Below are 8,826 nucleotides of genomic sequence, written 5' to 3'. Positions count from 1 at the left end.
CAAGGACTGCGTGACCCGCTGCGACGCGTCAGGGATGCCGTGAGCCTTGCGGGCGAACAGCACGTAGGACGTGCCGTCCGTCGCGGCGGGCACCGTGACATCCACTTGGAAGGATCCGTCGGCGTTCATCGGCGCCGTGCGACCCAGGCCGGGAAGGTCGCCGTCGGTGTTCGCGACGTCGAGCCAGACGGTGAAGGTGTCGCTCGAAGCGCCCTCCGCTCGAACGCCCAGGTAGAGCCCGGGGGATGCGGAGCTGAAACCGGAACCGGTCACGGTGACGGCACCGCCGGCGCTCGGGACGAGACCGGCCGACAGCGTGGGCGAATCGGCCGCGACGGCGAGCTGCGTCGGCACGACGAGGCCCATGATCACGAGCAGCATCGCGACCACGGACGCGATGACGGGACGGAGAGAACGGGGTGGTGCGAGGGAACTCACGGCATGCTCCTGCGGGCGCCGGGACACGGCGCGGATCGGGATGGGAAGGAACGAGTTAGGGTGACCTAACCTCCCTTGCACGCTAGAGGTCCCGCTGAGAGATCGTCAAGTTTTAGGTTAGCCTTGCCTAAATATGAGCCTCTCTCACCGCATCCGTTCGACGTCGGCTGCGCTCGCTGCCACGGCCCTCGCGATCACCCTCACCGCGTGCGCGAGCGCCGGAAGCACGGCATCAGCGACCTGCGACACCCCGGCATCGGCCGCCGCCGTCGTCGACGCGCGCGGCCTCACCGGCGTCACCACCGCCTGCCTCGATGACCGGGCAATCACCCCGGTCGCCGATCAGACCGCGGCCGTGCTGCCCACGACCGTCGTCGACGCCGAGGACCGGAGCGTCACCGTCGCCTCGATCGAACGCATCCTGCCTATCGACATCTCCGGCACGATCGCCGCCACCGTCTTCGGACTCGGACTCGGCGACCACGTCGTCGGCCGTGACTCGTCGACGACCTTTCCGGGCGCGGAGAACCTGCCCGTCGTCACGCAGGGCGGCCACACGCTCAACGCGGAGGCGATCCTGTCCCTCGCGCCGACGGTCGTGCTCACCGACACGACGATCGGCCCGAAGGAGGTGCGCCAGCAGCTGCGCGACGCCGGCATCGCGGTCGTCGTGATCTCATCCGAGCGGAGGCTCGACGGCACGGCGGCTCTCACCGACGAGATCGCGCGCGCTCTCGGGGTGCCGAGCCGGGGCTCCGCCCTCGCGGCACGGCTGACGGCGGACGTCGCGGCGGCGCAGGCCGAGGTCGCGGCGACGGATGCCGCATCCGCCCGCCCCCGCGTGCTGTTCCTCTACGTGCGCGGCAGCGCGAACGTGTACTACATCTTCGGCCGGGACTCCGGCGCCGACTCCCTCATCGAGGCGATCGGCGGCATCGACGTCGCCGGCGAGATCGGCTGGGAGGGGATGCGTCCGATGACAGCGGAGGCTCTCGCCGCCGCGCAGCCCGACGTGCTGCTGATGATGACCGACGGGCTCGCCTCAGTCGGCGGCATCGACGGACTGCTCGAGCGGGTGCCGGCCCTGCAGCAGACGCCCGCCGGAGAGCACCGCCGGGTCGTCGACATGGCCGACGGGCAGATCCTGGCGTTCGGGCCACACTCCGCCGACGTGGTGCGCGCGCTCGCCGCGGCGCTGCGCACTCCCGGCGACGACGCCCCGGGTGCCGGCGCGAGCGCAACCCCCGCCTCATGAGCGGCGAGACCGTGCTGCCGGCGCCCGCACGCGCGGGCCGCGGGCGCTTCGCGACCACCGTCGTCGTGCTCGCCGTCGCGCTCCTGGTCACCCTCGTCATTTCGCTCGGGGCGGGTCAGTACCCTCTCAGCCCGCTGCAGGTGGTCGAGGCACTCTGGCATGCGCTCTCCGGGCATGCCGCCCCCTCCCCCGCCGCCGGAGTCGTCACGAGCGTGCGCCTGCCGCGCATCGTGCTCGGCGTGCTCGTGGGCGCGGCCCTCGCCGTCTCGGGTGTCGCGATGCAGGCCATCTTCGGCAATCCGCTCGCCGACGCCGGAGTGGTCGGCGTCTCGTCCGGCGCAGCCCTCGGCGCCGCGGCCAGCCTCACCTTCGGGCTCAGCGTGCTCGGCACGTGGACGACTCCCGCACTCGCCTTCGTCGGCGGACTCGCCGCCGTGCTCGCCGTGTACGCCATCAGCCGGTCGGGTGGGCGCACAGAAGTCGTGACCCTGCTGCTCACCGGCATCGCGATCAACGCGATCGGCGGCGCCGGCCTCGCTCTGCTCACTTTCCTCGGCACGTCGTCGACCCGGGAGCAGATCGTCTTCTGGCAGCTCGGCAGCCTGAACGGCGCGCTCTGGTCGAGCATCGCGCTCGTCGCCCCGCTCGTGATCGCCGGTGTCGTCGCGACGATCGTGGTGGCTCGGCGCCTCGACCTGCTCGCCCTCGGCGAGCGCACGGCGCGCCATCTCGGGGTGCGCGTCGAGGCGCTGCGGCTGTTCGTGATCGTGGTCGTCGCCGTGCTGGTGTGCGCGGCGGTGTCGTTCGCGGGCATCATCGGCTTCGTCGGGCTCGTCGTCCCGCACCTCATGCGCATGCTCATCGGCCCCGGCCATCTGCGCCTCACGGTTGCGAGCGCACTGGGCGGCGCCCTGCTGCTCGCGATCGCCGACCTCATCGCGCGCACCGCGGTGCCTCTCGCGGACCTGCCGATCGGCATGCTCACCGCCCTCGTCGGAGGGCCGTTCTTCCTCTGGCTCCTCGTGCGCACGCGTCGGCAGGCGGGGGGCTGGGGATGACCGAACGGATGCTGCGCGCCGCGGGCGTGCACGTGCAGATCGCCGGGCGTGCGACGTCTCTGCTCGCCGACGTCGACCTCGCAGTGCGCCCCGGCACCTTCCACGCCCTCGTCGGCCCGAACGGCGCGGGGAAGTCGACCCTGCTCGGCGTGCTCGCCGGCGACATCGGGCCATCCGCCGGCGCGGTCACGCTCGACGGCACCCCGCTCGACCGTCTCGGGTCTCGAGCGCTCGCCCGGCGCCGGGCCGTGCTGCTGCAGCAGAACTCGGTGTCGTTCGCGTTCCGCGCCCGGGAGGTGGTGGCGATGGGTCGCGCTCCGTGGCAGGGGAGCGCCGCGGCATCCGAGGATGACGACGTGATCGCCGAGGCACTCGCCGCCACCGATGTGACCCACCTCGCCGACCGCGTCGTGACCTCGCTCTCGGGCGGCGAACGCGCCCGGGTGGGGCTCGCGCGCGTGCTCGCGCAACGCGCGGATGTGCTGCTGCTCGACGAGCCGACCGCGGCGCTCGACCTGCGCCACCAGGAGGACGTGCTGCGCATCGCGAGGGATCGAGCCCGGGCGGGCGACGCCGTGGTCGTCGTGCTGCACGACCTCAACGCGGCGCTCGCCTATGCGGACACGGTCACCCTGCTCGCCGCGGGGCGCGTCGTTGCGACCGGGAGCGCCGCCGACGTGCTCACCCCGGAGCGGGTGAGCGAGGTCTACGGGCAGCCGGTCGATCGCCTGACCGACGCCGCCGGCATGCCTGTGCTCGTGCCGCGACGCCGGTGAGAAGGCACGCCGCGCGGCGGGCGGGGTTCCGCGCGGCGCGCGGCGTGCCTTCCAGTGCCGCGCGCGGCGGAGCGCCGCGGCTCAGGGGCGCAGCGGCAGCAGATCGGAGATGTCGGCGCGCACGCCCGACGCGACGATGAGGCCGGCGGCCGCGGCATCCGCCCACGACCGCTGGCCCGTCGCGAGGGCGATCCAGGTGCGCGCGTCGGTCTCGACGACGTTCGGCGGCGTGCCGCGCGTGTGCCGCGGACCCTCGATGACCTGCACGGCCCCGAACGGCGGCACCCGCACCTCGACCGTGTGCCCGGGCGCCTTCTCGAGGAGCAGCTGCAGCAGGTAGCGCACCGCCGTCGCCAGGTCGGCGCGGGCCGGCGCGTCGGTCGCGGCGACCGCCGCGAGGGCGGCCCGGCCGTCGCCGGTGTCGATCTTCGGGGGCACAGCTCGACGGTAGCCCGTCGGTAGGCTGACCGGGTGAGAATCCTCGTCCTCGGCTCGGGCGCGCGCGAGCACGCCATCATCCTCTCGCTGCGCTCGGAGGACGAGGAGCACGTCATCTTCGCGGCCCCCGGCAACGCCGGCATCGCTCGCGACGCCGCCCTCGTCGACCTCGACCCGGTCGACCCCGCGGCCGTCACCGCCTTCGCACTCGAGCACGACATCGCCCTCGTGGTGATCGGCCCCGAGGCGCCGCTCGTCGCCGGCGTCGCCGACGCGGTGCGCGAGCGCGGCATCCCCGTCTTCGGCCCGAGCCGCGCTGCCGCCCAGCTCGAAGGCTCGAAGGCGTTCGCGAAGCGCATCATGGATGCCGCGGGCGTGCCGACCGGGCGGGCGATCCGCGCGCACGATCTGGCGTCGACCGCCGCGGCGCTCGACGATCTGGGCGCCCCCCACGTCGTCAAGGCCGACGGGCTCGCCGCCGGCAAGGGCGTGATCGTGACGAGCGACCGCGAGGCCGCCCTCGCCCACGCCGCCCACTACCTGCCGTCGGGGCCGGTGCTCGTCGAGGAGTTCCTCGCCGGACCCGAGGTGTCGCTCTTCTTCCTCAGTGACGGCGACCACGTGCTGCCGCTCTCCCCCGCCCAGGACTTCAAGCGTCTGCGCGACGGCGACGAGGGCCCGAACACCGGCGGCATGGGCGCCTACTCGCCCCTCCCCTGGCTGTCGGAGCGCTTCGGTGGCGAGGAGGAGTTCGTCGAGCTCGTGACCCGGGACGTCGCCGAGCCCGTCATCCGTCAGCTCGACTCCGAGGGCACCCCGTTCATCGGGCTCCTCTACGCGGGCCTCATCATCACGGAGGCGGGCGTGAAGGTCATCGAGTTCAACGCACGCTTCGGCGACCCCGAGACCCAGATCGTGCTGCCGCGCCTCATCGATCCGCTGTCGCGGCTGCTGCTGGCCGCGGCATCCGGCACGCTCGAGGACCAGCCGAAGCCCGCCTTCGCCGACGCGGTCGCGGTGACGGTCGTGCTGGCGAGCGAGGGCTACCCGGATGCCCCGCAGACCGGACGCGCTCTCCGCGGGCTCGACGCCGCCGACGCCGTCGACGGCGTCCACGTCGCGCACGCCGCGACTGCCGACACCGAGCAGGGACTCATCGCCACCGGGGGTCGCGTGCTCAACGTGGTCGCGCTCGGATCCACCTTCGGCGAGGCGCGGGAGCGCGCCTACGACGCCCTGTCCCGCATCGAGCTCGACGGCGGCCAGTACCGCACCGACATCGCCGCGCGCGTCGTGGAGCACTGAGCCGCGGCATCCGCCCCTGCACACCACGAGGCCCGCACCCTGATCGGGGTGCGGGCCTCGTGGTGTCGGGTCAGTGGCCGCCGGCCGAGGCAGCAGGCTCGCCGGCGGGAGCGCCCGCGCCGTAGGTCGGCGCCGGTACCTTGCGCAGGAACAGCGCGGCGATCACCGCGACGAAGATCACCACGATCGGCAGGATCATCGTCTGCGCCATCGCCGTCGCGAACGGTCCCGCGATCATGCTCGGGAGGGCGCCGGCGGTGAAGTCGCCCGTGTGCGAGCCCGCTCCGGGAAGGTTGTCCTGGAGCCGCCCCTGCATGAAGGCGGCGACCGCGGCGGAGCCGATGACCGAGCCGATCGTGCGGGTGGTGTTGTAGATGCCCGCGCCGGCGCCCGCCTGGCGGGGCGGCAGGTTGCGGGTCGCCGAGGTGGCGAGCGGCCCCCACATTCCCGCGTTGCCGATACCCATGAGCGCCGAGGGCAGCAGGAATGCCCACACCGGGGTGTCGGGCTTCATGATGAGGGCGTACCAGACGAGGGATCCGGCGACCGCGAGCAGGGCGGGAACGAGCATGAGGCGCGGGTCGATGCGGTCGAGGAGACGACCGGCGACCGGCGCGAGACCGCCCGCGAACAGCGCCATGGGGATGAGCAGCAGCGCCGACTCGGTCGGCGTTCGCCCGAGGGCGAGCTGGTAGAAGAACATCAGCGGCAGCGACATGCTCGTCACGGTGAAGCCGACGGCGGCGATGCCGAGGTTGGCGGCGGAGAAGTTGCGATCCCGGAACAGCCCGAGCGGCACGAGCGGCTCGCTCTTGGTGCGCGCCTGGGTCCACACGAAGAGGACGAGAAGCACCACGCCCCCGGCGATCATCGTCCAGATCCAGCCGTTCCAGTCGTAGCTCTCCCCCTCCTGCAGGCCGAAGACGATGAGGAACAGCGCGGCGGCGCTCAGCACGACCCCGACGAGGTCGAACTTGTGGGGGTGGGTGGGCAGCTTCGGCACGAGGATGACGGCCATGACGAAGCCGATGATGCCGACCGGCAGGTTGACGAAGAAGATCCACTCCCAGCCGAGGCCGTCGACGAGCAGGCCGCCGGCGAGCGGGCCGACGAGCATGGCCACACCGGCCGTCGCGCCCCACAGGCCCATGGCGGCACCGCGCTGGTTCGGCGGGAAGGTGCGCGTGATGACGGCCATGGTCTGCGGCGTGACCAGGGCCGCGCCGAGGCCCTGCACGGCGCGCATCGCGATGAGCATCGGAAGGGTCGTGGACAGTCCGCAGCCGACCGAGGCGAGCGTGAAGACGGCGAGACCGATGAGGTAGATGTTCTTCGGGCCGAATCGGTCGCCGAGACGTCCGGTGATCAGCAGCGGCACGGCGTAGGTGAGCAGGTAGGCGCTCGTGACCCACACGACGTTGTCGAGGTTGGAGGTCGCGGGATCGAGCGCCGCCTTGATGGCGGGGTTGGCGACGGAGACGATCGTGGTGTCGACCAGGATCATGAAGAAGCCGATGATGAGGGCCCACAGCGCGGGCCACGGGCTGCGCGGGTGGGCGGCCGCGGGGGTGCGGGTCGCTCCGGTGGAGGTCTGGCTCACGGGGTGCCTTTCTGGCGAAGAGGATGCGGGGGGTCGGGGCTCACGCGGACGCGTGCACGCCCCACGGGTAGGCCTGGGTGACCAGGTCGTCGAGGAGTCGGTCGATCCAGGCGAGGTCGGCGGTGAGCAGCGCCTGCTGCCGCACGATCTCGACGAGGTATTGGGGCTCGGACCCGCGGGCGTCGGCATCGCAGCGCATGCGGGCGATGTCGTCGGCCTCGGCCTCGAGCGCGGCGCGGCGCTCACGCAGCAGCGCGACGGTCTCGGTGCGGTCGAGGTTGTGGGCCTCGGCGAGCGCGATGCGGAACGAGGCGGGCCGGTCGATGCGGGGAAGCTCGCGACGCACCCAGGCTGCGACCGTCTCGTCCCCTTCGGGGGTGAGGGCGTACGTGGTTCGCTCGGGGCGGTTGCCGTCGCGGTCGACACCGGTCTCGACGATCAGCTCGGCGGCGGCGAGCTTGGCCACCGCGTGGTAGAGCGTGCCGTTCGCGAGTGTGAGGAGGCGGTCTTCGCGTCGCTCGCGCAGCAGCCGCATCATCTCGTAGGGATGCATCGGGCCTTCGCGCAACAGAGCGAGCACCATGACCCCCATGGGGCTGAGGCGATCGACGTGGTCCGACATGATTACTCCGAGTTGATTAGTCCATGTGGACTATATACCCCGCCGGCGGCATCGGAAGCCGCTCCGGAAAGATCGTGCTCGGGGGCACCGACATCCGCGCCCTACGATGTGCGCATGGTCGATCACGCCGCGCGCGACCGCGCCCACGAGGCATTCGACCCCATCGCCCAGCGCTATCTCGCGCGCGACGGGGTCGACATCGGGCGCATGTTCGGCTCCGAGGGTCTGCGCGTGAGGGGCAAGGTGTTCGCCTTCGTCGGGTTCGACGGCGGCCTCATCCTCAAACTCCCCGAGGCCCGCGTGGACGAGATCTCCGCAGAGGGCTGGGGCACACGCATGGCGATGCGAGGGCGGCCGATGCGGGAGTGGGCGGTGCTCGATGTCGCCGAACTCGCGCATTGGGACGCCGCGGTCGGAGAAGCCTTCGCGTTCGTCGACGAACTCACCGAGTGAGCCCCCGCTAGCCTCGGGGCATGCCCCGCGACATCCGACCCCTGCGGCCCGCCGACATCGAGGCCGTCGTCGCACTGTGGGAGGAGAGCGGGCTCACGCGGCCCTGGAACGACCCGCGCCGCGACATCGAACGTGCACGCACGCTGTGGCCCGACCTGCTGCTCGTCGCCGCGGACGACGATGCGATCGTCGGGACGGTGATGGCGGGCTACGACGGGCACCGTGGGTGGCTGTCGTACCTCGCGACCAGCCCCCGGAACCGTGGCGAGGGCATCGGCCGCGCGCTGGTCGCCGAGGCCGAGTCCCGTCTCACCGCTCTCGGCTGTCCGAAGGTGCAGCTCATGGTGCGCGCCGGCAACGAGCAGGTGCTGGGCTTCTACGATGCGCTCGGATACGAACGCGTCGACGTGACGGTGACCGGCAAGCGCCTCATCGCCGACGCGTGACGGGCGCGCCCGCGATAATGGGCGGGTGACGAGCACCCCCGCACTCCCCGGCTGGCGACACGTGTACTCCGGCAAGGTCCGCGACCTGTATGTGCCCGACGACACGGCAGCGGATGCCGCGGCCTCCCGCCTCCTCGTCGTGGCGAGCGATCGGGTGAGCGCCTTCGACCATGTGCTCGAGCCGGGCATCCCCGGGAAGGGCGCCGTGCTGACGCAGCTGAGCCTGTGGTGGTTCGACCGCCTCGCGGGCGGCGACGGGGGGCGCGGCATCCCGAATCACCTCACGGGAGACGAGCCCCCGGCGGCGGTCGCCGACCGCGCGATGGTGGTCGCCGCCCTCGACATGCAGCCGATCGAGTGCGTCGTGCGCGGCTATCTCACCGGGTCGGGCTGGGCGGAGTACCGGCAGTCGGGCACGGTGTGCGGCATCCCGAT

Annotated in this window: 11 protein-coding genes; 7 read left to right on the top strand and 4 right to left on the bottom strand. The window is 72.4% G+C overall.

The window, feature by feature from the left end:
- Nucleotides 1-438, bottom strand: a 438-nt coding sequence (locus ASG00_RS15030) for a hypothetical protein (protein ID WP_200930821.1), incomplete at its 3' end; no start/stop codon positions are given.
- A 133-nt stretch (nucleotides 439-571) separates the two neighbouring features.
- Here ASG00_RS15030 and ASG00_RS01360 point away from each other — a divergent pair.
- The 3 genes from ASG00_RS01360 to ASG00_RS01350 are packed head-to-tail and all read left to right on the top strand — an operon-like array spanning nucleotide 572 to nucleotide 3,527.
- Nucleotides 572-1,693, top strand: a complete 1,122-nt coding sequence (locus ASG00_RS01360; protein WP_235557464.1) for a heme/hemin ABC transporter substrate-binding protein — start codon at nucleotides 572-574, stop codon at nucleotides 1,691-1,693.
- Entirely contained in the window at nucleotides 1,690-2,751 is a 1,062-nt protein-coding gene (locus tag ASG00_RS01355; protein WP_056206268.1) for a FecCD family ABC transporter permease, read from the top strand. Before ASG00_RS01360 ends, ASG00_RS01355 begins: the two co-directional genes overlap by 4 nt.
- The gene (locus tag ASG00_RS01350) at nucleotides 2,748-3,527 is read left to right on the top strand and encodes a heme ABC transporter ATP-binding protein (RefSeq protein ID WP_200930820.1); all 780 of its coding nucleotides are present in this window, start codon (nucleotides 2,748-2,750) and stop codon (nucleotides 3,525-3,527) included. Before ASG00_RS01355 ends, ASG00_RS01350 begins: the two co-directional genes overlap by 4 nt.
- An 81-nt stretch (nucleotides 3,528-3,608) precedes the next feature.
- Here the strand turns inward: ASG00_RS01350 and ASG00_RS01345 are convergent, their stop codons facing one another.
- Complete coding sequence (locus ASG00_RS01345) at nucleotides 3,609-3,965, bottom strand: sterol carrier family protein (RefSeq protein ID WP_045247582.1); 357 nt, start codon at nucleotides 3,963-3,965, stop codon at nucleotides 3,609-3,611.
- A gap of 33 nt (nucleotides 3,966-3,998) precedes the next feature.
- Between ASG00_RS01345 and purD the strand changes: the two genes are divergently transcribed.
- On the top strand, nucleotides 3,999-5,270 hold the full coding sequence (gene purD, locus ASG00_RS01340; protein WP_056206264.1) for a phosphoribosylamine--glycine ligase: 1,272 nt from the start codon (nucleotides 3,999-4,001) through the stop codon (nucleotides 5,268-5,270).
- A 70-nt stretch (nucleotides 5,271-5,340) separates the two neighbouring features.
- Here the strand turns inward: purD and ASG00_RS01335 are convergent, their stop codons facing one another.
- Together ASG00_RS01335 and ASG00_RS01330 are read right to left on the bottom strand one after the other, a co-directional pair.
- Nucleotides 5,341-6,774, bottom strand: a complete 1,434-nt coding sequence (locus tag ASG00_RS01335) for a DHA2 family efflux MFS transporter permease subunit (protein ID WP_156454804.1) — start codon at nucleotides 6,772-6,774, stop codon at nucleotides 5,341-5,343.
- Nucleotides 6,775-6,910: 136 nt separating this feature from the next.
- Nucleotides 6,911-7,492, bottom strand: a complete 582-nt coding sequence (locus ASG00_RS01330) for a PadR family transcriptional regulator (RefSeq protein ID WP_056206260.1) — start codon at nucleotides 7,490-7,492, stop codon at nucleotides 6,911-6,913.
- Between the two features lie 114 nt (nucleotides 7,493-7,606).
- Here ASG00_RS01330 and ASG00_RS01325 point away from each other — a divergent pair, with 114 nt between their 5' ends.
- From ASG00_RS01325 to ASG00_RS16245, 3 genes are all read left to right on the top strand, one after another.
- Entirely contained in the window at nucleotides 7,607-7,945 is a 339-nt protein-coding gene (locus ASG00_RS01325) for a hypothetical protein (protein ID WP_056206259.1), read from the top strand.
- Between the two features lie 20 nt (nucleotides 7,946-7,965).
- A complete protein-coding gene (locus ASG00_RS01320; RefSeq protein WP_056206256.1) occupies nucleotides 7,966-8,391 on the top strand; it encodes a GNAT family acetyltransferase in 426 nt (141 codons plus the stop codon).
- A 25-nt stretch (nucleotides 8,392-8,416) separates the two neighbouring features.
- A partial coding sequence (locus ASG00_RS16245) for a phosphoribosylaminoimidazolesuccinocarboxamide synthase (protein WP_327037452.1) occupies nucleotides 8,417-8,826 on the top strand: 410 nt, incomplete at its 3' end.

Source organism: Microbacterium sp. Leaf351, assembly GCF_001423825.1.
Lineage (GTDB): Bacteria > Actinomycetota > Actinomycetes > Actinomycetales > Microbacteriaceae > Microbacterium > Microbacterium ginsengisoli.
This window is presented reverse-complemented; position numbering and strand designations above follow the sequence as displayed.

What these genes read in the sequence shown, in the direction of transcription:
- ASG00_RS01360 (WP_235557464.1), top strand. Translation starts at nt 572, where the DNA reads ATGAGCCTCTCTCACCGCATCCGTTCGACGTCGGCTGCGCTCGCTGCC.
- ASG00_RS01355 (WP_056206268.1), top strand. Translation starts at nt 1,690, where the DNA reads ATGAGCGGCGAGACCGTGCTGCCGGCGCCCGCACGCGCGGGCCGCGGG.
- ASG00_RS01350 (WP_200930820.1), top strand. Translation starts at nt 2,748, where the DNA reads ATGACCGAACGGATGCTGCGCGCCGCGGGCGTGCACGTGCAGATCGCC.
- ASG00_RS01335 (WP_156454804.1), bottom strand. Translation starts at nt 6,774, where the DNA reads ATGATCCTGGTCGACACCACGATCGTCTCCGTCGCCAACCCCGCCATC.
- ASG00_RS01330 (WP_056206260.1), bottom strand. Translation starts at nt 7,492, where the DNA reads ATGTCGGACCACGTCGATCGCCTCAGCCCCATGGGGGTCATGGTGCTC.
- ASG00_RS01325 (WP_056206259.1), top strand. Translation starts at nt 7,607, where the DNA reads ATGGTCGATCACGCCGCGCGCGACCGCGCCCACGAGGCATTCGACCCC.
- ASG00_RS01320 (WP_056206256.1), top strand. Translation starts at nt 7,966, where the DNA reads ATGCCCCGCGACATCCGACCCCTGCGGCCCGCCGACATCGAGGCCGTC.